We start from the raw sequence: 21,499 nt of genomic DNA, 5'->3' as shown, positions 1-21,499 counted from the left end.
CCGATGTTTGCGGAATCCCCGATCGGTCCGTAGCGGCCTCCTTGCTCAGGTGGGCTGAAGGGTTGGAGTGCAAGTACTTGCAGTAGCCCAGTGAAGCAGCAGATTGAGGTGACCACGTCGGTCATCCGGCGCCTAGAATTATCGTGGCCGAGACCTCTGCGCTGCGCGAGTTCGCGGCGAGGAAGCTGCCACGAACCGAGACTTCTGGCGCGGCGATGCTGCAGCATTTGAAAAGAGCATAATAAATGTTGGAACTGACTGGCCGCAAGGCGCTCGTCACCGGCGCATCCGGGGGCATCGGCGAGGCGATCGCCAGGATGCTGCATGCGCAGGGCGCCATCGTCGGCCTGCACGGCACGCGTGTCGAAAAGCTCGAGACGCTGGCCGCCGAGCTTGGCGACCGGGTCAAGCTGTTCCCGGCCAACCTTGCCAACCGCGACGAGGTCAAGGCGCTCGGCCAGAAGGCCGAGGCCGACCTCGAAGGCGTCGACATCCTTGTCAACAACGCCGGCATCACCAAGGACGGGCTGTTCGTGCGCATGTCGGATGCCGACTGGGACACCGTGCTCGAAGTCAACCTGACAGCCGTGTTCACGCTGACCCGCGAACTCACCCATCCGATGATGCGCCGCCGCCACGGCCGCATCATCAACATCACCTCGGTGGTCGGCGTCACCGGCAATCCCGGCCAGACCAACTACTGCGCCTCCAAGGCCGGCATGATCGGCTTTTCCAAATCTCTGGCGCAGGAGATCGCCACCCGCAACATCACCGTCAACTGCGTCGCCCCGGGCTTCATCGAATCGGCAATGACCGGCAAGCTCAACGACAAGCAGAAAGAGGCGATCATGGCGGCGATCCCGACGCGCCGTATGGGCACCAGCGTTGAAGTCGCGTCCGCCGTCGCCTATCTCGCCTCCAACGAAGCCGCCTACGTCACCGGCCAGACCATCCATGTGAATGGCGGCATGGCTATGATCTGAGCACGGGCTGACCGGAGCTTACCTGTTCCAAAACGCGCTTGCGTCACGGTCCGCGACCTGCGCAACCAGCTATCTGCCACGAATATCTGGGATTCATCCAGCATCACCGAAGGGGCAGCAATATGCGTGATTGAGCAGATAGCCCAGCAGAGCAGCGTGATCACCCTTGGCCGTCGGCCGCCCCGATGGCCAAGAGCCACAGGTAGTGGCGGCCGAGATTACGCGGGAGATGGCCACCGTGCGGGTTGGCATCACGCGAGAGGTCGCCACTCTAACGAACTTAAGGGGCGAGTGCTTCCGCACGCGGTATTAGAACACGTTCGCGGCTGTTCATGGCAATATTTCATCGTGGAAAGAATCGTGCAGCCGCACGACGACATGGCCGGTTGGCTTAGAGCATTTTGATAGAAGCATGCCCACGAGGGTTTGCGAGGTAGTTTGCGCATTCGGTGGATGTGGTTGTGTGGATGAGCTGGCGCATCTCAACCCCTCGCGCCTGAGAAACTGCCAAACCGCATTACGGGACACTAAGATACCGCGTGCGGCCAGCTTCTGCCGATGCAGCGTCAGATTCGAGGTCTGCTCGATCCGCTCGATGATGATGAACGCCCGATGCTCCAGAACGCTGCGGCGATGGCCACCCCAGGCCGAGCGCTACCGTAGCTCGATAGCGCTGGACCACACAATGCGACGCGCCAAAGCGCGCCGCAAGCTGGCGGGCTAGTCACGAAAATTGTTCGAAAGGGCTCGTGTCATCCGATGCTTCGGCTTGCCGCGGCAGTAAGGCCGCGCCCGGCGAGCGCGCGTCGTACACCACGAGGAGATTTACATCGAGCCGTTTGAAAACGCATGTCATCAGCTATCCAAAGCGTGGATGCATCTGATCGAAACAAACGATTTTACCGATTTTGCAGAACGTCGCATAGGGAGAATTCAAGGAAGTCCTAAAGGAACGTTGTCGATGTTTGCGTTAGCTCCGAGGAGCACTTTCGGCCCCGAGGAGCATTTTCTGGTGTACGCCTTCCGGCATACGCCCAACATCAATCAAGTCGCATGTCGATTGCGGCTTGGTTCTTCGGTGACCCGTGCAAGGTCCATCGCGTCGACACGACGCGACAACCTCTCCATTCCATCCGGCACGGTTCGGCAGGCGATGCCGAACCATGTTGCGCCAATTCGATGCTCGATGGGCGAGTGGCCGCCCGGCACCCTAATCGATCGGAGCGTTCCGAACCTATGAAAAATGTGGACTACATGTGCGAAGTGCCCAGTGACTGCGCTGACGGCACTCAAGATCGCAGCGTCTATTTGACGTTTGACGACGGGCCCAATCCAGTTTGCACACCGCAGATCCTCGATTTGTTGGCGCAACATCGGGTGCCGGCGACGTTCTTCGTCATCGGCGCCCACGCAGCAGACCAGCCGGAACTCATCCGACGAATGATTGCAGAAGGGCACGAGGTAGCCAATCACACGATGACTCATCCGGACCTGTCCAGATGCGGACCCGGCGAAGTCGAACGTGAAATAGTCGAGGCAAGCAACGCCATCAGGATGGCGTGTCCCCAGGCCACGGTGCGGCGCATGCGCGCGCCGTATGGGGTCTGGACCGAGGACGTGCTCACTACGTCGGCGCGCGCTGGATTGGCATGCGTCCATTGGTCAGTTGACCCGCGAGACTGGGCTCGCCCTGGCGTCGACGCGATTGTCGATGAGGTGCTCACCGGTGTTGGGCCGGGCGCAATTGTGCTCTTGCACGACGGGTGGCCCGAGGAGTTGAAATCGGCCACTTACGCCAGTCTGCGTGACCAGACTGTCACGGCGCTATCCCGTCTGATTCCAGCGCTGCATCACCGCGGTTTTGTAATCCGCCCGCTCCCTCAACATCACTGAACATACGAGATCCCATGGACCTGCTTACCACGACCAGTACTGTCGCCGTCGCGTGCTATGCACTGCTCTCGACTGTTTATAAGGGCATGCAGGCGGTTTATTCCCTGCCGCCAACCGTTGCACCGGCGTCGGAAGACCTGGTCGGCTCCGACCTCTGGCCGAGCGTGGATGTCATCATCCCCTGCTACAACGAAGGCCCGCTTACGCTCTCGGCGTGCCTAGATTCCATTGCAAACCAGGAATACGCCGGAAAGCTACGTGTCTACGTGGTTGATGACGGTTCTGGAAATCGCGACGCCGTCATTCCCGTTCACGACAATTACGCCGGCGACCCGCGATTCGACTTCATTCTGCTCCCAGAGAATGTCGGCAAGCGCAAAGCGCAGATCGCCGCGATACGTCGCTCATCTGGAGATTTGGTGCTCAACGTCGACTCGGACACGACACTTGCGTCCGACGTCATCAGGAAGCTTGCACGGAAGATGCAGGATCCAGCAATCGGCGCTGCCATGGGCCAGTTGACGGCAAGCAACCGGAGCGACACTTGGCTGACCCGATTGATCGATATGGAGTACTGGCTGGCCTGCAACGAGGAGAGGGCGGCGCAAGCCCGCTTCGGTGCCGTCATGTGCTGTTGCGGCCCCTGTGCTATGTACCGCCGATCTTCGCTGCTTTCGCTGCTAGACCAGTACGAGACGCAGATGTTCCGGGGCAAGCCAAGCGACTTCGGTGAGGATCGCCATCTTACGATCCTCATGCTGGAGGCAGGCTTTCGAACCGAGTACGTTCCGGACGCTATTGCTGTAACGGTGGTTCCCGATAGGTTAGGACCTTATCTGCGCCAACAGCTGCGCTGGGCACGGAGCACTTTCCGCGACACGCTGCTTGCGCTGCGCCTGTTGCCCGGCCTCGATCGCTATCTTACATTGGACGTCGTCGGACAGAATCTTGGCCCGCTACTTCTTGCCCTGTCGGTAATAGCCGGGATTGCGCAGTTTGCACTGACAGCCACGCTGCCGTGGCCGACAATCCTGGTTATTGCAGCAATGACCATCATTCGGTGCACCGTGACAGCATGTCGAGCTCGGCAAGCTCGATTTATCGGCTTTTCTCTGCACACTTTTATCAACATCTTTCTGTTACTCCCCTTGAAAGCCTATGCTTTGTGCACCTTGAGCAATAGTGATTGGCTTTCACGCAAGACTGCCACCCTGCCCAACGCAGACAAAAAGCAGATCATCGTCGCAAACCCGATTGCCGGAGTTGGTACAGGCAGTTCGGGAAGTGCTGAGGCAATTCGAAGAACGGATCTTCCGCGCGATTCTTCAAAGTTGGTGAACGCGGACAGCGTTTGCAGCGCTGAGTGATCGAGTGCGTTGGCTGGATGGACACGTTGTGAGCTTGGGCAACATCCATCAATTGTCAGCAACGGCGATCGATTGCATCTCGACTTTAATCCGTCCGGTGAGGGCGACACACGCTTGCTTCGGCTGTGACTATCCAAAGGGGCCGTCACAATGCGATGGCCGGTTCTGCCAAGAAATATTCGCAAATTAGCTACCGGCCGGCTGATCGGCCTCTTAAGACTGAGATAGACACATGTCCAAAGTAGCAATCGACCTTGCCGGCGTGAAGAAATCCTTCGGCGACAAGCTTGTTGTGAACGGGCTGTCGTTCACCGTTGCGTCGGGAGAGTGCTTCGGCTTGCTGGGGCCGAACGGTGCGGGCAAGAGCACGATTGCGCGTATGCTCCTCGGCATGACAGTGCCTGATGCGGGCAAGATCACGGTTCTTGGAGAGCCAGTGGGTGCGCGGAGTCGCTTGGCACGCAAGAGCATCGGCGTGGTTCCGCAGTTCGACAACCTTGACCAGGAATTCACCGTACGAGAGAACCTGTTGGTGTTCGGGCGCTACTTCGGCATGAGCACACGCAAGATCAAAGAGGTCATCCCGTCGCTCCTCGAGTTCGCCCGTCTTGAGAGCAAGGCGGATGCACGTGTCGGCGAACTATCCGGCGGCATGAAACGGCGTTTGACACTGGCACGTGCGCTGATCAACGACCCCCAGCTACTCGTGATGGACGAGCCGACGACCGGCCTCGACCCGCACGCGCGACACCTGATTTGGGAGCGTCTGCGTTTCCTGCTGGGGCGCGGTAAGACGATCATTTTGACTACCCATTTTATGGAAGAGGCCGAGCGTTTATGCGATCGGCTGTGCGTTCTGGAGCATGGACGCAAACTCGCCGAAGGCAGCCCTCATGCCCTGATTGAGGAACACATCGGGTGCCAGGTGATCGAGATCTTCGGCGGGAATCCCCAGGAGTTGGTTTCGCTGATCAGGCCATACGTGCAGCGCGTCGAGGTGAGCGGCGAGACGCTCTTTTGCTATACGGCCGATCCGGAGCAGGTTCGCGTACAACTGCGCGGGCGCGCGGGTCTGCGCCTTCTGGAGCGTCCACCCAGTCTGGAGGACGTTTTCTTGCGGCTGACCGGACGCGAGATGGAGAAGTGAACGATGGGTAAAGGTTTTTCGGCGGCTCTACCCGCCAACGCTTGGAACTGGATTGCGGTATGGCGCCGCAACTATCTGGCATGGACGAAGGTCGCGCTCGCGTCGATTCTCGGTAACCTCGCCGATCCTATGATCTACCTGTTCGGACTCGGCACTGGTCTCGGAATGATGGTAGGTCGCGTTGAAGACGCGTCGTACCCTGCTTTTTTGGCAGCCGGCATGGTCGCGACAAGTGCGATGACCGCGTCCACCTTCGAAACAATTTATGCGACTTTCCCTCGCATGAACGAACAGCGGACCTGGGAAGCGATCCTGCACACACAACTTACCCTGGGCGACATCGTTCTCGGTGAGTTGGTGTGGGCAACCACAAGGGCCTTTCTGGCCGGTACGGCAATTGCGATGGTGGCCGTCATAGCGGGCTACTCAGCATGGTCGTCCGTCCTCTATGTGCTACCAGTCATCGCTCTCACTGGGTTGGCCTTTGCGAGCTTGGCGATGATCGTAACCGCGCTTGCGCCCAGTTACCACTACTTCATATTCTACCAGACGCTCTTCCTCACACCCATGTTGTTCCTGTCCGGCGCTGTCTTCCCGGTCACTCAACTGCCAAGCACCTTTCAGCACATAGCGGGCATCTTACCGCTGGCGCATTCGATCGACCTGATTCGTCCGGGCATGCTTGATCGCCCGGCTGGGGACATCGCCCTGCACATTGGTGCGCTTTGCATATACGCGGTAGTGCCGTTCTTCCTCTCGATGGTGCTGCTTCGCCGGCGCCTGCTGCGTTGATGCTGCTTTCGAATACAAGAAGGAGAACGAGAGTCAGCATCGCGAACGGCTACAGCCGCGAGCGTGCTTGGCCCAGCGACTGTGAGTTGGGGACAGCAGAACACACAAGCTGAGGCGCACACGCGACTGGACGCAGCCTTGCACGCCGGTCTGCGATACCAGAACCTCATGGCGCGATCCGGCTGCATGAGCGCGGATTGCATCCGTCCGCGTCTCAAGAGATCACATCCAGTATTCTTGTCCTGGGCGCCCCTGAACCGTCGAAACTATCATCAGCTGGAACACACACCATGACCCACATTTCACCGACACCTGAGCCTTTTGCCATCCTTGCTATGCCAAGGACCGGGACACACTACCTGGAAGTATTGCTAAACGAGCATCCGAACATATTGAGTAACGGTGAGTTGCTCAACGAGTACGACACCAACTGGCCCGATAAGGATCGCTTGCTGCTCGGCGATCGCGAGCTCCTAGATCTTGCTTACGTGCGCTGTCCCACTTGGAGCGACAAGACGGTGACGCATGTTGGCTGCAAGGTCAACGAACCTCAGTTTCACGATCATCCGGGCTTTTTTGCGGAACTGGCCCGTTGGCCAGGACTAAAGGTCATCCTCGTGGTCCGGAGAAACATACTGGAATCGCTAAGGTCGCTGGTGCAGGCACGGCAAAGCGGCCAATGGCTGAAGTTCAGTTCGGACAAGGATGCGGCTCCGCCACCACGGGTCAGATTGCCAATCGCCAACTGCGAGGCGTACTTCAAAACCGCCGACGCTTTCTACGCTCGAGTAGCGCACGCCTTCGCGCCGTCCAACGTGCTGGTAATCGAATATGAGAGCCTTCTTCAAGAACCCGCCACATGTTTGGGAGCGGTTTGGGATTTCTTGGGGGTTCCGGGGCTTCAGCTTTCCGGTCGCGCCATCCTTCAGCGCCAGGAAGCGCGACCGCTCGACGAAACGGTAGAGAACTTCGACGAGTTGCGGCTTCACTTCGCAAACGGACCTTATGCGAGGTTCTTTGACGTCGCTGCCGTGTGACTGGCCTTCGCAGCCAGTAGCGGGCTTGCTCCACGACGGGGCTGCCACTTGGCCGCGATTGGCATCAACTAAGGGCGTTCTTGTTGCAGACTTGCCAAGAAGGGCATGACCGCCAACGTACTTCCTCCCGACCTGATCGACAGGCAGGATCAAGAACGTTCCCACCATCAAACCAAGCTGACCAAATCAGGTCGGTTTTGACGTCCTCCTGGAGCGATTGCGCATGTTCATTCCTGTTCCCGAGACCCACGGCAGATCCATAGCCAAGGCTGTCAGTTGGCGCATCACAGGCAGTGTCGATACGTTCGCGCTGAGCTGGCTCATAACTGGAAACGTCGTTTCCGCGGGATCGATCGCCAGTGCTGAAGTTATTACAAAAATCGTGCTGTACTATCTCCACGAACGGGCATGGTCGTTCATTCCGTTTGGCCGGCGCATGATATTGCCGGCTGATTAAACAGCACACCATTGGGGCAATCTCTCGGATGTCTCAGATCGTCGCGATGACGAAAGCTGTGATCATATGGTTTCAGCAAGCGTCGAACGTCCGGCGCACATTCGCGCTTGCAAGGGCCCGCTTCGGGGATGACTGGCAGTTCTGCCCGGGGCGGCGCTTTAAGCGCCGTCAAAGGCTGGATTAGAAAGTGCCGACATGAATGTTCCTTTGACGCACCTGCAACGTCTGGAGGCCGAGTCCATCCACATCTTCCGCGAGGTTGCGGCCGCCTTTGCCAAGCCGGTCATGCTCTACTCCGTCGGCAAGGATTCATCCGTGCTGATGCATCTGGCGATGAAGGCGTTTTATCCGGCCAAGCCGCCGTTCCCGTTCCTTCATGTCGACACGACGTGGAAATTCCGCGAGATGATCGCATTTCGCGATCAGATGGCACAAAAACTCGGCTTCGACCTTTTGGTTCATGTCAACGAAGACGGCGTGCGCGACAACATCAACCCGTTCGATCACGGTTCGAACACCCACACCCATGTGATGAAGACCGTGGCGCTGCGCCAGGCGCTCGACAAATACGGTTTCGACGCCGCTTTCGGTGGCGCCCGCCGCGACGAGGAGAAATCCCGCGCCAAGGAGCGCATATTCTCTTTCCGCAACGCCCAGCATGTCTGGGATCCGAAGAACCAGCGGCCCGAAATGTGGAAGATCTTCAACACCCGCATCGCGTCGGGTGAATCGATCCGCGTCTTCCCGCTATCGAACTGGACCGAGCTCGATATCTGGCAGTACATTCTGCAAGAGAATATCCCGATCGTGCCGCTTTATTTCGCCAAGGAACGGCCGGTGGTGGAACGCGACGGCATGCTGATCCTCAAGGATGATGAGCGCATGAAACTGCGCCCCGGCGAGACAGTCGAGAACCGGCTGGTGCGGTTTCGCACTTTGGGCTGCTATCCGCTCACTGGCGCTATCGAATCCGATGCCGATACGCTCGAAGCCATCGTCGGCGAGATGCTGACCGCGCGTACCTCCGAACGGCAAGGTCGCATGATCGACCGCGATGAAGCCGGCTCCATGGAAAAGAAGAAGCGCGAGGGGTATTTCTGACCATGCGCCACATCATGGCAAAGAGCCTTGCCCCCACCGACGGCGTCCGCGACTATCTGGCGGCGCAGGAGAAGAAGTCGCTGCTGCGCTTCCTCACCTGCGGTTCGGTCGATGATGGCAAGTCGACGCTGATCGGGCGCCTCTTGTCCGACACCAAGCAGATCTTCGAGGACCAGCTTGCCGCGCTCGAACGCGATTCGCGCAAACATGGCACCACCGGTGACGACATCGATTTCGCCCTGCTGGTCGACGGCCTCGAGGCTGAGCGTGAGCAAGGCATCACCATCGACGTCGCCTACCGCTTCTTCGCCACGCCGAAGCGCAAGTTCATCGTCGCCGACACGCCCGGCCACGAGCAGTATACGCGCAACATGGCGACCGGCGCCTCGACCGCCGATCTGGCGATCGTGCTGATCGATGCCCGGCAAGGTGTGCTGCGCCAGACCAGGCGCCATTCGATCATCGCCTCGTTGCTCGGCATCCGCCACATCGTGCTGGCCGTCAACAAGATCGATCTCGTTGATTTCGATCAGGCGGGTTTTGACCGGATCGTCGAAGAATACCGGCAATTCTCGCGTGATCTCGGCTTCCAGACCATCGCGCCGATCCCGATGTCGGCCCGCTATGGCGACAACGTCAGCAGCCGCTCGCAGAACATGAAATGGTATTCCGGCCCGACTCTGATCGAGCACCTTGAGACCGTTTCGGTCGAAGAGGCTGCCGTCGAGCAGCCGTTCCGTTTTCCGGTGCAATACGTCAATCGCCCCAATCTCGATTTCCGTGGTTTTGCCGGCACGATCGCGTCCGGCGCCATCGCGCAAGGCGACGAGGTCGTTGTCGCCAAATCCGGCAAGTCGTCGCATGTCAAACGCATTGTCGCTTATGGCGGCGATCTTAAACAGGCGGTGGCCGGCCAGGCCATCACGCTCGTTCTTGACGACGAGGTCGAGGTCTCCAGAGGCAACATGCTGGTTTCGCCGGCCGCCCGGCCGCAGGTCGCCGACCAGTTCGCAGCCAACATCGTCTGGTTCGACGAGCATGCGCTGCTGCCCGGCCGTTCCTACATCCTGCGCACTGAAACCGATCAGACCAGCGCCACCGTCACCGACCTGAAATACCGCGTCAACGTCAACGACTTCGCCCATGAGGCTGCCAAGTCGCTGGAGATGAACGAAGTCGGCATCTGCAACATCTCGACGCGGGCGCCGATCGCCTTCGATCCCTTCGCCGAGAACCGCACCACCGGCGCCTTTATTCTGATCGACCGTATCAGCAACGCCACCGTCGGCGCCGGCATGATCCTGCATTCGCTGCGCCGCGCCGAAAACATCCACTGGCAATCGCTCGATGTCGGCAAGCGCGTGCGCGCCGACATGAAGAACCAGCGGCCAGCGGTGTTCTGGTTCACCGGGCTTTCGGGTTCCGGCAAGTCGACCATCGCCAATTTGTTCGAGAAGAAGCTGTTCGCCACCGGCCGCCATACCTACATCCTGGACGGTGACAATGTGCGTCACGGTCTCAACCGCGACCTTGGCTTTACCGACGCCGATCGTGTTGAAAACATCCGGCGCGTCGCCGAAGTGGCGCGTTTGATGGCCGATGCCGGGTTGGTCGTCATTGTTTCATTCATCTCGCCGTTCAGTGCCGAGCGGCGCATGGCCAGGGAGTTGATGGCCGATGGCGAGTTCATCGAGGTGTTTGTCGACACGCCTTTCGAGGAATGCGCCAGGCGAGATCCTAAGGGCCTCTATGCCCGCGCGCTGAATGGCGAGATCAAGAATTTCACCGGTGTCGATTCACCTTATGAAGTACCGGAAAAACCAGAAATCCATCTGAAGACCCTCGGCAAATCGGCCGAAGAGATGGTAGACGCACTGGAACACTGGCTGATCGAGCGCGACATTGCGCAACCACCTCCTGCCGACAATGGTGGATCCATCTGATGACAAGGCAGTCGTTGCCCTGTTCGAAGGGTCGGCACTGGCCGCGAGTGGCGCCATCGGCTGTCTTTGATTTAGCCATGAGAGGAAGGCGGACGCCTCGCCCCCACCCGCAGGGATTGTTGAGCCGGGGTCGCACACAACAGTTCGATGTCGGTTGCAAACTCAAAAACAACGAAACAGCCGGAGACCACCCACCTGATCACGCAGCATCGCCCTGAACTATGCGCTTCCCGACCAGATGGATGGAGCTCGTGGGTTGCTGCCGACATCGTCAATTTTGCCGGTATGTGGCAATCGGCCATGGTTTGTGCCACAGGCTGACATAAATCCGATAGGCCGAATTCAGATCCAACAAGTGCATTGCATTACGATATCGGACCGGGAACCGTAGACTGTGTTCCAGGCTGATGCGGACGCATAAAAACGAGGAAGAAGGATGGGAGCTGGAGCCTTGACCAGGGATGTTGAACCCAAGAATGCCGAGCGCCAGCGATGGCTGGCCCTGGCGGAAAAGGCGTTGGCCGGCGCATCCTTCGAGGAAAAGCTGGTCTCGCACACCGACGACAACATCCGCATCGAACCGCTCTACGACCGCAGCACCGCAGCGGAACCGATCGTGCGCGCAAACCCGAAATCGCCCTGGATCGTCAGCCAGCGCGTCGACGATCCAGACATCGACCGCGCCAGAACCCAGGCCCTGGAAGATGTCGCACAAGGCGCTACGGGATTGTCGCTTGTCTTCGAAGGAGCGCCGAACGCGTTCGGCTACGGCCTGCCGAGAACGGCGCAGACGCTGGAGACGGTGCTGGACGGTGTGCCGCTCAACCGCATCCAGATCCGTATCGATGCGCATCCCTGGAGCCGCGCCGTGGCCGACTGGCTGGTGGCGTTCCTGAGCAAGCGCCGGTCGGACCCGGCAAAACTCAACCTCTCCTTCGGCATCGATCCGGCGGCGATCTTTGCCGGAACCGGCCGGCTGCGCATGTCGATCGAGGCTCTGCAGGCCTCGATGCCGCAGTCGCTGGCGCATTTCTTCTCGATGGGCGTTCCGGGCGTGCTTCTGGAGGCGGACGGGCGCGTTTTCCACAACGCCGGCGCCACGGAGGCGCAGGAGCTTGGCATCATGCTGGCATCGGCGGTTTCCTATCTCAGAATGTTCGAGACGGCGCGGCAGCCGCTTGTCTATGCCGCACCGCATATCGGCTTCGCGCTCAGCGTCGACCAGGACCAATTCCTGTCGGTGGCCAAGGTTCGGGCACTGCGCAGGCTCTGGGCAAGGCTGCAGGAAGCCTGTTCGATCCCCAATTCCACCGCCAATATCCACGCCGAGACGTCGTTTCGCATGATGACGGCATCGGACCCCGAAACCAACATCCTGCGCACCACGATTGCCTGCTTTGCGGCAGCATCAGGCGGCGCCGATTCGATCTCCATCCTGCCGCACACGATCGCGCATGGCTTGCCGGCGGGTTTTGCCCGCCGCGTTGCCCGCAACGCGCAACTGATCATGGCCAATGAAAGCCATATCGATCATGTCGCCGATCCTGCCTACGGATCCGGCGCGGTCGAAGCGCTGACCGCGGAACTGTGCGAGACAGCCTGGACGGAATTGCAGACGATCGAGGCCGAGGGCGGCGTCTTGTCCAGCCTTCAGGGCGGGCATATCCAGGCACGCGTTCATGCCGCGGCAGCGCGGCGCAACGCAGCCTATCAGGCAGGCGAGCGGGCCATCATCGGCACCACGCTCTATCCGTTGAAAAGCGAACGTCCGGTCGAGACGCTCGCAGCGGAACGGCGGCCCGCCTTCACCGAAGGCGTTGCCGTCTGCGAGCCCCTGTTTCCGGTCCGCATCGACCAATCAATCGGAGCCGCCTCTTGATCCCGGATTTCAGCCAGATCGGCTGGGTGCCGCCACGCCGCGCACCCATCGAGGTCAAAGGCCAGCGGATGACGCCGGAAGGCCTTGTCAGCATTGATGCTGTCTCCACGATGGAGGCTCCGGTCAGGCGAAATCTTGACCGTGTCGTTCGCTAGCAAGCTGTAAAGGTCTATAGGCTGCATCAATGAGGGCTTTGCCCTTCGATGGCGGAAACACATCCCGCATGGAGGCGACGCATGCGCCAACGACGTCCTGCTGACCCGAGCAGGGATGCAGCACGTGCTGCTGCGACAGGATTGCCAGAGTTTGCAGATCGCCGTTTCCGGCGCCTCCGTGCTCCGCCCGTTGCGGCTATGCGTCGACGCCATCGTGCCTACGCGGCGTCTGAAGTACCATCTTGCTGCCCTCCGGTGGCTGAATGACATCCACGGCGGCAGCCGCCCGATGGCCAGTGCCTCGCCAGCCGGTCGCTGTCACGGCCGATGGTGATCACTGTCGATGTTCAAGCAGGCGATCAAGGACACGGTTGCCACCAGGGTGTCGCCAGGCACGCTGCCCCACGACTGCAGCTTGTATCTGCTTCCGAAATTGAACGACCTCCATTTTCGACGATTTCGTTTCGCCCGCACGGCCAGCGAGCCGCCGCCGATAGAGAGTGCGTTCGCTTACCGCTGCCTCCATTGGGCGAGGAACGAACCCACCGGTAACAGCTTATCGCGGACAAAGATCCTAAGCCGCGCGATGATGACCGGCTTGGACAGTTTGATGCTGCGCGGTTCCATATCCGCAGCGCTGATGGTCCGTATCAATACAATCGATTTGCCCTATTTTTCGAAATGCTGGAAAGCATCGCTCTTTCACTCCTATCTGGTACCACCTAAGGACCGGGCAATGCCTTACGAAGCTATTTTTAGCCTTGGATCTGACTGCACTCCTGCGACGCAAATCAGACGCTATTTCAAACGGCGCCCAAGCAGCTGTTTTGATTGGATTGTGACACCTATAGCCTCCATCCAGGAAATAATGGCAGATGATGGAGCGCGATTTGGGCTTCGTGTATCAGCCTGCTTCAATGGGACGTCAGCTTTTTGCGAAAATTACGGGGTAGTTTACCACCATGAATTCGATCGGACCACGTCCAAAGCAGTGATATTCACGCCGGAAGCGTTACGGTCCTGCCGAGAGAAGCTGATTTACAAATACAATAAGATGCTCGACATCGCTCGGACACGAAAAACGTTGTTTGTGCGTTATGTCTCGGCGACGGATGCTCCGGGGGATCAGCAGATGGGAAAGACGTTTGGCGTAGACGATCTCCAGGAGATGGTCACTCTACTTGAGAAAAAATTGGGACACTCAAGGTTCCATGTGGCCTATTTCCGCGCCCTCGGGAATGCATATGATAGGTCGAAGTTCACAGGGCCAGTCCCGGAGCGCTGCAGTATCCATCAGGAGAACCATGTTCCTGATCAACTGGGCGAGGTTGAGGTATGGAACGTGTTCTTCTCGAAAATGGGTCTTTCGCCAGACCATCCACCGTTGCTGTAATCTTCAAGAGTTCACCAGAAGCATCTTCGCGGCCATCCAAGGCGGATAGTCGGCGCGTCGATGTGGACGGATCCTCGACCTCGCCGAAACGATCGGTTTTCGATCCACATGAAATATTGCGCATGCTGGGCGAAGATTTCGAGCACAGGATCAAGCCCCCAAGCCCCACTATCGCAAACCCGTCCTATTGACGTTGGCGGGCGCCCGCGCGCCTCATGACGCGCGCGGGCTCTCGTGAACCGAGCCCGCTTCATTCGCTCTGCTCACGGCGGTCTCGGCCCTTCGGGCTTTGATCCCTGGCCATAACAACCCTTCGGTTATCCAGCGGAGCCGCTTTCGTGTCACTCCGAAGAACACCGAGCCAAAACAGGTTGACCGTACGATCGCGGACATCGTGGCCGCCCATAACGGGCGCTACAACATCGACATCCATCTGAAGCATGACCCGTCGGTCACCGAACCTTTCGCCGAAACGCAACGTCCGGCGCCTTGAAGCGATCCGCCACGCCACGGGTGGAGTGAAGCGCGAGCCTGACGGCACCTGGGTCATCGGGCCGGACGATCCCAAACGCGTCGTCGTCTACGAGTGTCAGCGTGCCAGGGAAGAACCTGTCACGGTCGAGAAGCTCTCCTCATTATCGCTTGAGCAACAGATTGGTTTCGACGGCGCCACCTGGATTGACCGCGAGCTGGTCTCTGGCAGACCGGAGGCTTTGCATGCCTCGGGTTTCGGCCGTGATGTGCGGGCGGCGCAGGCACGCAGGCGGCAGTGGCTGCTCGTGCAGGGTCTCGCGAGTGAAGAGCAGGACCGGATAGTTTATCGCGCCAACATGATTTCGACCCTGCGTCAGCGTGAGCTGAACCGTGTTGTCGGTCAGCTTTCGCAGGAACTTGGGCTCTCGTATGCCGAAGCCCGGGCAGGAGATCGAATAGAGGGTATGCTGCGCCGATCGGTTGAGCTCGCCTGCGGCAAATATGCCGCGATCGAGAGGTCGCGCGAGCTCACGCTGGTGCCATGGCGGCCGGTGCTCCATCGGCACATCAGCAAGGAGGTTTCTGGCGTGGTTCAGCGCGAGGGTATCTCCTGGAACATCGGTCGGCAAAGGGGTGGGCCCAGCGTTTCATGACGACGCAGCAGCGATGCTTCATGCAACGCCCGATCGACCCGTCGCGCCGCGAAGCGCGGCGGGTTTTTCTCTTGAGCACTTGTTTTTGGTCGCGGGACGTTTGCTGCCGTAGTGTCCAGCCTGGACCTTGCAATAGCGCCCAACTATCGATTGTGCTCGACGGAGCCGGCCAATTTCGTCGAAATGCGCGCGCCATCCGGCGTCTTCAATCCCTCCGATCTGGCGTTGCTGGGGCGCGTCTTCGATCATAAGACATTGAAGGCCAATCTGCGCAATCTGCGTGAGGCGTTCGCGTCCCGGATCGTTCAGGAGGCCCGTATCGCCGAAATGAGCTGTCTCGCCGCCGGATGATCGAGGACGTCGCCCAAACGCGTCCTACCCCCATCCACTGGGTGGATAACAGTTATCCCAATAATCGATTTTACCAGTCGTACCGAATTCCCCTAGGAGGCTCTCAATAGAAACGGCCGGGCGGGTGTCCTTCCGGTCGACCCAGGCTGCCGGGAGAAATCGGAGACGAGCATGTGCGGGATTGTTGGCATCGTGGGGCAACAGCCAGTGTCGGAGCGGTTGGTCGACGCGTTGAAGCGTCTGGAATATCGCGGCTATGACTCAGCCGGCGTTGCGACGATCACCGAGGGCGCCTTGCACTGCCGGCGCGCCGAGGGCAAGCTCGTCAATCTCGAGGCGAGGCTGAAGGAAGAGCTGCTGGGCGGCACCATTGGCATCGCCCACACGCGCCGGGCAACCCATGGGGCACTGACTGAACGCAACGCGCATCCGCACTTTAGCGATGGTGTGGCCGTCGTCCATAACGGCATTATCGAGAATTTCGCCGAGTTGAAGGACGAATTGGCGGCTGCGGGGGCTGCCGGCAGTCGACGAGATAGTCGCGCCGATGATTTTCTCGCTGCCGATACAGCTTCTTGCCTATCACACGGCGCTGGTCATGGGCACAGATGTCGACTAGCCGCGCAATCTCGGAAAATCGGTCACCGTCGAATGATTGTGGGAGCTGACATGGCTGACTGGTCCGCCGCCCTCTATGTCAAATTCGAGGATGAGCGAACGCGGCCGGCGCGCGAATTCGACGCCCACGTGAGAGCCGCAGCGCCTGCGCGTGCGACGGACTGAAACATGCATCGCGTCATCATCAGCGGCATCGGCGTTGAAGTCCCTGAAGCCAAGATCACCAATGAAGAACTGGTCGCCAGCTTCAATGCCTGGGTCGACATGGAGAATGCGCGCCGCCAGGAGACCGGCGAGCCGCCGCTGCCGAAATCGGACAGCGACTTCATCGTCCACGCTTCGGGCGTGCGCACCCGCCATGTGATCGAGCGCGAAGGCATTCTCGACCCGACCCGCATGGCCCCGCGCATTCCGGCGCGGCTCGACGATGCGCTGTCGCTCGAGGCCGAGTTCGGCATCGCCGCGGCGCGAAAGGCTCTCGACCATGCCGGACTGAGCCCGTCCGATATCGACCTGGTGATCTGCTCGGCCTCGCATCACCAGCGGCCTTATCCAGCGATCGCCATCGAAATGCAGCAAGTGTTGGGGACAAAGGGCGCCGGCTTCGACATGGGGCTTGGCTGTTCTTCGGCGGCGGCCGCCCTGCACATCGCCGTCAACCTGGTGAGGTCGGGCGCGCACAAACGCATTCTGGTGACGACGCCGGAGATCATCACCGGCCATCTCAATTTCCGCGACCGGCAGACGCATTTCATCTTCGGCGACGCGTCCGTGTCCATGGTGGTGGAGGGGCTTGCCCAGGGCGAGAAGCGGCCGGAACGATTCGAGGTGCTCGACACGCGCATCTGGACGCAGATGTCGAACAACATCCGCACCAATCTGGGCTACCACACCCGCACCGCCTTGGATGATCCTTACATGATCAATCTGGAAGGTAATCTGATCAAGCAGGTCGGCAACAAGGTGTTCAAGGAAGTCACCGTCGCCGGGCAGAAGTTCATCGTCGAATTCCTCGCCGAGCACGGGCTGACGCCGCAGGCGGTCCGGCGGTTCTGGCTGCATCAGGCCAATGCGCGCATGAACGCGATGATCCTGAAACTGTCGTTCGGCCACGAGGTCGACCACGACCGTGCGCCGATGGTGCTCGAACGGCTCGGCAACACCGCCGGCGCCGGCGCCATCATCGCGCTGTCGGAGAACCACGCCGACATGAAGCCCGGCGATTTCGGCCTGATCTGCGCGTTTGGCGCGGGGTATTCGATAGGAGGCGCGCTGCTGAGGATGCTCTAAGATCGGCGGTTTCAGGCTGGTGCGAACGGCACCAGCATGGGCACCGCTCCTCCAGTCTTGCCTTCATGCAGCTTGCGGATCGCCAGATCCTCCATTGGAAGGGCGGCCCGTTATGCGGGAGAGAGAGGGCGAATACATCCCAAGGCTGCATGCGGAAACTAGCGGGATCGGAGGCGCCACTGCGCAGCACAGTGCCCCGCATGAAGCTATCGCTTTGCCACCCATGAAAGATTACGATCAGGATCTGCTTTGGGGGGGATTGGATAAGGCCGGCCCACAGCCATTTCTCGGGTCAAGCGCGCGCCATCATCAGCCGCCGGATTCCGCAGAAGCCGTTCATCCTTTGAACTGGCGCAACGACCACCAGTCGGCCGCGGAGGAGTTGGCCGGGAGCAACGTCCTGCCAAGCCGGCAGGACGGCGGGTTTGAGGCAATGGTTCATCAGAACCCGCCCACATCATTCGAGCTCAACGCTTGGGTTCCATCGCCTGACTTTCCGCCGCTGTTTACCGGGCCAGTACCGGGTCGTTACCAGGGCGCTCGACAGCCCGGCTCACCGCAGGAGCTTTCTCTTGTGCCAGCCTCCTCGGACGATGAAGCTTTGGCGTGGTTGAGCGAGGAGTTGGTGCGGCGGCGGATGCAAGAACCGGCGTCGCCATCAACTGCCAGAGCTCAGGATCTCTATCCCGGCTTTGAAGCATTGGTTGATCCAGATCCGGTTGAGTTGGGTTACAATGCTCACTTTGCGCCGGCGCCTTCTGCCAGAGCTCCCTTAGACATCTACGGCGATCTTGATTCTCTAGTTGATTTGCCGTCCACACCGGTCGACTTGCGCGACGATGCTCATTCTGCACCGGTGCGTCCGCGCGGGCAGATGGTCGAGACGGAGTGGCAGCAGATGATGCAAGGGACAGGGTCCGCCGCCGTATTGAGGCAGGGAGGCCCCGATGGCGTTCAGCTCATCCATCACACTCGACCTCGGCCCATGAGTGAAGCTGCGCCAGCGGCACCGGCAAGGGCTCCAGGACCCGGCTGGCCAGTCACCGCCAAGCTGCCAGACACCTACCGCGGTCTTCCAGTGGTTGATGTGATTACGTCCACGACCACCTCCTCCGATGCCCAGATCGGGGCGTTGGATCCGACAGCCTCGTCCAATGTCACCAACGGGTCGGTGCTCGGCGCCACCGAGTGGCTGAGCGACGCCCATGTGCAGAGGGATTACGATTTCGTAGAGCAGCAGCTGCAGGGGATCAATCCGATGCTCGCCGCCCGGACACGGCTAGTCAGTCCGTCGGTGTCCCATCTACTGCGCCACATGGAGCCGCAAAACGCGCGAGGCACATTGCAGTCCATCTATAATCAAAACGACGCTCCAGCCGACTTCCTGTTCCTGCCATTGAACAATGGCACTCCCAATAGCCCCGGCACCCATTGGTCGCTGCTGCTCGTTGATCGCCGCAACCCGGAAAGGCGGTTCGCCTATCACTACGACTCCCTTCAGCGAGAGGGATACAACGACGTGCCTGCAAGACAACTCGCAAGACTGCTGAACGCCACCTTGACGCCAGCCCGCATGCCGCGACAGCCGAACGATTACGATTGCGGCGTTTTTGTGCTGGAAGGCACGTGGGCGCTGGTTGGACGATTGGTGGACGGGCAGCGGCCGGACCTCGAGCCGCTGCACCTCGACAACCTCATCGCCGATCGGCAGGCGCTGCAAAACCGACTGAGGGGGCTCATGCCGCAGGAGGAGGAGCCTCGGCAGCTGTTGGATGATGAACCCGCCTCCCCACCAATGATGGCATTCGACCCAGCGGAACTCCGGCTACTGTTGGATGATGAGCCTGCCTCCTCTTCGCCAAGAGTTAATTCGACCCCACATGCGCGAACGGACGGTGTTCATCAGTCAACCCAGGCGCCGTGGCTCCCTGAACGCAAAAGATCAGCATGAAGTCGAATTTGAAACGTTTTGCCCAAGCAACTGCGATCCCCTCGCTCTGGACGGTAACCGCTACGTCGGCGAACGAAGGGATGTGATCACAGGGCAGGCAAACCCTTCCTGTAGAAGCGCAGCCCGGTCCGAACTGAACTATGGTGGCAAGGAGCAAGAACACGTACAGCGCCTGCTGCCCGACATTGCCGGGAAGATGTGGTCTGTGGTTGGACCGCTCCCAAGCTGATCGACCTCGCCGCATCGGCAAAGACGCCGACACGATTTACGCCGCGACTGAAGGAGGCCTGTCGGTCAGTAGGAACGGAGGCCTGATCTGGGAAACGGTCGTCGATGGCGCGCCCGTCAATCTCGGAGCTGACGGCCGACGGTTCCGTCTAGGCCCTCCGTGCCCTTATCGCCGATGATATAATGGAGACCTTCGACCACGTCCGATCCGAGGAGGTCTTCAAACTGTTTGGTGAGATGGCATGTGCCGGTCAGGTGATCTACCTGACGCATCACCGACACCTGTGCGAGATCGCCAAGGCAGCTATTCCCAGCGTGACGATCCATGAGCTCGGACAGTTGTGCTCGTTTTCCGTTGGTGCAAATGACCGCCTTGGGGTCGTTCCAAGCGTATCAGCAGAAATGGCCGCCAAGCCTACGGTAACAGTTGTGACGTCTGGTGCGAAGAAGCAAACCTCGCGATCGAGAAGACAAAGGCTGAACCGCACGGGATCAAAAGCAGCCTGGAGCGATACACAGCTACGCGTGGACCGAAGACTCTGCAGCAGGTCTCTCGACCGAAGCGCCTTAACTCGCTGCTCCAAATTGCTCCGGACACCGAGGTCAACCTGTAGCGGTCTCGAGCAGCGCCATCGAATCTTTCTGTCGCCTTTGTCGTGTCCGCTACACGGGCTTGTTCCGACAAGCACTGTTTGCCCTCAGGCTAAATAGCTGAAAAGCAACATCAAAATTTTTCTTGTGTTCGATCAAGCCAATTGGCACGCATCTTGAGACCCTTTGGGTGTGAGGCGGCGAGAGCTGCCGACCGGCATGTCGCGGGCAGCCGCGATGGATGGAACGAAGGAAGGAAAGCTACATGTCAGGTCTGCGTCAGATCGCATTCTACGGCAAGGGGGGCATAGGCAAGTCCACCACCTCCCAAAATACGCTCGCCGCACTTGTCGACCTTGGGCAGAAGATCCTCATCGTCGGCTGCGACCCCAAAGCCGACTCCACCCGCCTGATCCTGAACTCGAAGGCGCAGGATACGGTCCTGCACCTCGCGGCAGAGCAAGGTTCGGTCGAAGACCTCGAACTCCAGGACGTGCTCAAGGTCGGCTATAAAGGCATCAAGTGCGTGGAATCCGGCGGTCCCGAGCCGGGTGTCGGCTGCGCCGGGCGCGGCGTCATCACCTCGATCAACTTCCTCGAGGAGAACGGCGCCTATGACGATGTCGACTATGTCTCCTACGACGTGCTCGGGGACGTGGTGTGCGGCGGCTTCGCGATGCCGATCCGCGAGGGCAAGGCCCAGGAAATCTACATTGTCATGTCCGGCGAGATGATGGCGCTCTATGCCGCCAACAACATCGCCAAGGGCATTCTGAAATATGCCCATTCGGGCGGCGTGCGGCTCGGCGGCCTGATTTGCAACGAGCGTCAAACCGACCGCGAGCTCGACCTCGCCGAAGCACTGGCTTCCAGGCTCAATTCCAAGCTCATCCATTTCGTGCCGCGCGACAACATCGTCCAGCACGCCGAGCTCAGGAAGATGTCGGTTATCCAGTATGCGCCGGACTCCAAGCAGGCGGGGGAATACCGCGCGCTGGCGGAGAAGATCCATGGCAATTCGGGGCAGGGCACCGTGCCGACCCCGATCACCATGGAGGAGCTCGAGGACATGCTGCTCGACTTCGGCATCATGAAGACCGACGAGCAGATGCTTGCCGAGCTTCAGGCCAAGGAAACGACGAAAGCGGCCGCCCAGTAACGAGCGCTGCCGCCACGAGGCGCCGCGTTGAGCTGAC

At 59.8% G+C, this 21,499-nt stretch carries 17 protein-coding genes and 2 pseudogenes; 18 read left to right on the top strand and 1 reads right to left on the bottom strand.

What is annotated here, in order from left to right; genetic code table 11:
- Window positions 1–245: 245 nt before the first annotated feature.
- Window positions 246–983, top strand: coding sequence for a 3-oxoacyl-[acyl-carrier-protein] reductase (fabG, locus tag DBIPINDM_RS00560; protein WP_258580997.1), 738 nt, complete (start codon window positions 246–248; stop codon window positions 981–983).
- A gap of 483 nt (window positions 984–1,466) precedes the next feature.
- Here the strand turns inward: fabG and DBIPINDM_RS00555 are convergent.
- Window positions 1,467–1,701, bottom strand: a pseudogene (locus tag DBIPINDM_RS00555) (IS630 family transposase); the annotation flags it as partial.
- Between the two features lie 518 nt (window positions 1,702–2,219).
- Between DBIPINDM_RS00555 and nodB the strand changes: the two are divergent.
- From nodB to nifH, 17 genes and pseudogenes are all read left to right on the top strand, one after another.
- On the top strand, window positions 2,220–2,876 hold the full coding sequence (gene nodB, locus DBIPINDM_RS00550) for a chitooligosaccharide deacetylase NodB (RefSeq protein WP_258580996.1): 657 nt from the start codon (window positions 2,220–2,222) through the stop codon (window positions 2,874–2,876).
- Window positions 2,877–2,890: 14 nt separating this feature from the next.
- The gene (gene nodC, locus DBIPINDM_RS00545; RefSeq protein WP_183455229.1) at window positions 2,891–4,243 is read left to right on the top strand and encodes a chitooligosaccharide synthase NodC; all 1,353 of its coding nucleotides are present in this window, start codon (window positions 2,891–2,893) and stop codon (window positions 4,241–4,243) included.
- Between the two features lie 232 nt (window positions 4,244–4,475).
- Window positions 4,476–5,390 carry a nodulation factor ABC transporter ATP-binding protein NodI gene (gene nodI / locus DBIPINDM_RS00540; RefSeq protein WP_183455228.1) on the top strand — a complete coding sequence of 305 codons (915 nt, stop codon included), beginning with the start codon at window positions 4,476–4,478 and terminating at the stop codon, window positions 5,388–5,390.
- Between the two features lie 3 nt (window positions 5,391–5,393).
- Window positions 5,394–6,182: an ABC transporter permease gene (locus DBIPINDM_RS00535; protein WP_183455227.1), complete on the top strand. Its 789-nt coding sequence runs from the start codon at window positions 5,394–5,396 to the stop codon at window positions 6,180–6,182.
- Between the two features lie 290 nt (window positions 6,183–6,472).
- Complete coding sequence (locus tag DBIPINDM_RS00530; RefSeq protein ID WP_258580995.1) at window positions 6,473–7,219, top strand: sulfotransferase; 747 nt, start codon at window positions 6,473–6,475, stop codon at window positions 7,217–7,219.
- A 223-nt stretch (window positions 7,220–7,442) separates the two neighbouring features.
- Entirely contained in the window at window positions 7,443–7,676 is a 234-nt protein-coding gene (locus DBIPINDM_RS00525) for a DUF2061 domain-containing protein (RefSeq protein ID WP_183455225.1), read from the top strand.
- Window positions 7,677–7,871: 195 nt separating this feature from the next.
- Complete coding sequence (gene cysD / locus DBIPINDM_RS00520) at window positions 7,872–8,777, top strand: sulfate adenylyltransferase subunit CysD (protein WP_258580994.1); 906 nt, start codon at window positions 7,872–7,874, stop codon at window positions 8,775–8,777.
- Between the two features lie 2 nt (window positions 8,778–8,779).
- The gene (gene cysN / locus DBIPINDM_RS00515; RefSeq protein WP_258580993.1) at window positions 8,780–10,720 is read left to right on the top strand and encodes a sulfate adenylyltransferase subunit CysN; all 1,941 of its coding nucleotides are present in this window, start codon (window positions 8,780–8,782) and stop codon (window positions 10,718–10,720) included.
- Between the two features lie 436 nt (window positions 10,721–11,156).
- On the top strand, window positions 11,157–12,599 hold the full coding sequence (locus DBIPINDM_RS00510; RefSeq protein ID WP_258580992.1) for a methylmalonyl-CoA mutase subunit beta: 1,443 nt from the start codon (window positions 11,157–11,159) through the stop codon (window positions 12,597–12,599).
- Entirely contained in the window at window positions 12,596–12,754 is a 159-nt protein-coding gene (locus DBIPINDM_RS00505) for a hypothetical protein (RefSeq protein ID WP_258580991.1), read from the top strand. Before DBIPINDM_RS00510 ends, DBIPINDM_RS00505 begins: the two co-directional genes overlap by 4 nt.
- Window positions 12,755–13,097: 343 nt before the next feature.
- On the top strand, window positions 13,098–14,147 hold the full coding sequence (locus tag DBIPINDM_RS00500; RefSeq protein ID WP_258580990.1) for a papain-like cysteine peptidase: 1,050 nt from the start codon (window positions 13,098–13,100) through the stop codon (window positions 14,145–14,147).
- A 440-nt stretch (window positions 14,148–14,587) separates the two neighbouring features.
- A complete protein-coding gene (locus DBIPINDM_RS00495; protein ID WP_258580989.1) occupies window positions 14,588–15,274 on the top strand; it encodes a DUF3363 domain-containing protein in 687 nt (228 codons plus the stop codon).
- Between the two features lie 111 nt (window positions 15,275–15,385).
- On the top strand, window positions 15,386–15,625 hold the full coding sequence (locus DBIPINDM_RS00490) for a hypothetical protein (protein ID WP_258580988.1): 240 nt from the start codon (window positions 15,386–15,388) through the stop codon (window positions 15,623–15,625).
- A 171-nt stretch (window positions 15,626–15,796) separates the two neighbouring features.
- A pseudogene (locus DBIPINDM_RS00485) lies at window positions 15,797–16,144 on the top strand (glutamine--fructose-6-phosphate aminotransferase); the annotation flags it as partial.
- Window positions 16,145–16,411: 267 nt separating this feature from the next.
- Window positions 16,412–17,533, top strand: coding sequence for a beta-ketoacyl-ACP synthase III (locus tag DBIPINDM_RS00480; RefSeq protein WP_258580987.1), 1,122 nt, complete (start codon window positions 16,412–16,414; stop codon window positions 17,531–17,533).
- A 223-nt stretch (window positions 17,534–17,756) separates the two neighbouring features.
- Complete coding sequence (locus tag DBIPINDM_RS00475; RefSeq protein ID WP_258580986.1) at window positions 17,757–19,484, top strand: C48 family peptidase; 1,728 nt, start codon at window positions 17,757–17,759, stop codon at window positions 19,482–19,484.
- Window positions 19,485–20,568: 1,084 nt separating this feature from the next.
- Complete coding sequence (gene nifH / locus DBIPINDM_RS00470; protein ID WP_258580985.1) at window positions 20,569–21,462, top strand: nitrogenase iron protein; 894 nt, start codon at window positions 20,569–20,571, stop codon at window positions 21,460–21,462.
- Window positions 21,463–21,499: the final 37 nt, after the last annotated feature.

This window comes from Mesorhizobium sp. AR02 (assembly GCF_024746835.1).
GTDB lineage: Bacteria > Pseudomonadota > Alphaproteobacteria > Rhizobiales > Rhizobiaceae > Mesorhizobium.
The sequence above is the reverse complement of the archived record's forward strand: the minus strand, read 5'-3'. Positions and strand labels throughout refer to the sequence as shown.

Coding starts and splice junctions, on each gene's coding strand:
- fabG (WP_258580997.1), top strand. CDS start 246: ATGTTGGAACTGACTGGCCGCAAGGCGCTCGTCACCGGCGCATCCGGG.
- nodB (WP_258580996.1), top strand. CDS start 2,220: ATGAAAAATGTGGACTACATGTGCGAAGTGCCCAGTGACTGCGCTGAC.
- nodC (WP_183455229.1), top strand. CDS start 2,891: ATGGACCTGCTTACCACGACCAGTACTGTCGCCGTCGCGTGCTATGCA.
- nodI (WP_183455228.1), top strand. CDS start 4,476: ATGTCCAAAGTAGCAATCGACCTTGCCGGCGTGAAGAAATCCTTCGGC.
- DBIPINDM_RS00535 (WP_183455227.1), top strand. CDS start 5,394: ATGGGTAAAGGTTTTTCGGCGGCTCTACCCGCCAACGCTTGGAACTGG.
- DBIPINDM_RS00530 (WP_258580995.1), top strand. CDS start 6,473: ATGACCCACATTTCACCGACACCTGAGCCTTTTGCCATCCTTGCTATG.
- DBIPINDM_RS00525 (WP_183455225.1), top strand. CDS start 7,443: ATGTTCATTCCTGTTCCCGAGACCCACGGCAGATCCATAGCCAAGGCT.
- cysD (WP_258580994.1), top strand. CDS start 7,872: ATGAATGTTCCTTTGACGCACCTGCAACGTCTGGAGGCCGAGTCCATC.
- cysN (WP_258580993.1), top strand. CDS start 8,780: ATGCGCCACATCATGGCAAAGAGCCTTGCCCCCACCGACGGCGTCCGC.
- DBIPINDM_RS00510 (WP_258580992.1), top strand. CDS start 11,157: ATGGGAGCTGGAGCCTTGACCAGGGATGTTGAACCCAAGAATGCCGAG.
- DBIPINDM_RS00500 (WP_258580990.1), top strand. CDS start 13,098: ATGTTCAAGCAGGCGATCAAGGACACGGTTGCCACCAGGGTGTCGCCA.
- DBIPINDM_RS00495 (WP_258580989.1), top strand. CDS start 14,588: ATGACCCGTCGGTCACCGAACCTTTCGCCGAAACGCAACGTCCGGCGC.
- DBIPINDM_RS00480 (WP_258580987.1), top strand. CDS start 16,412: ATGCATCGCGTCATCATCAGCGGCATCGGCGTTGAAGTCCCTGAAGCC.
- DBIPINDM_RS00475 (WP_258580986.1), top strand. CDS start 17,757: ATGAAAGATTACGATCAGGATCTGCTTTGGGGGGGATTGGATAAGGCC.
- nifH (WP_258580985.1), top strand. CDS start 20,569: ATGTCAGGTCTGCGTCAGATCGCATTCTACGGCAAGGGGGGCATAGGC.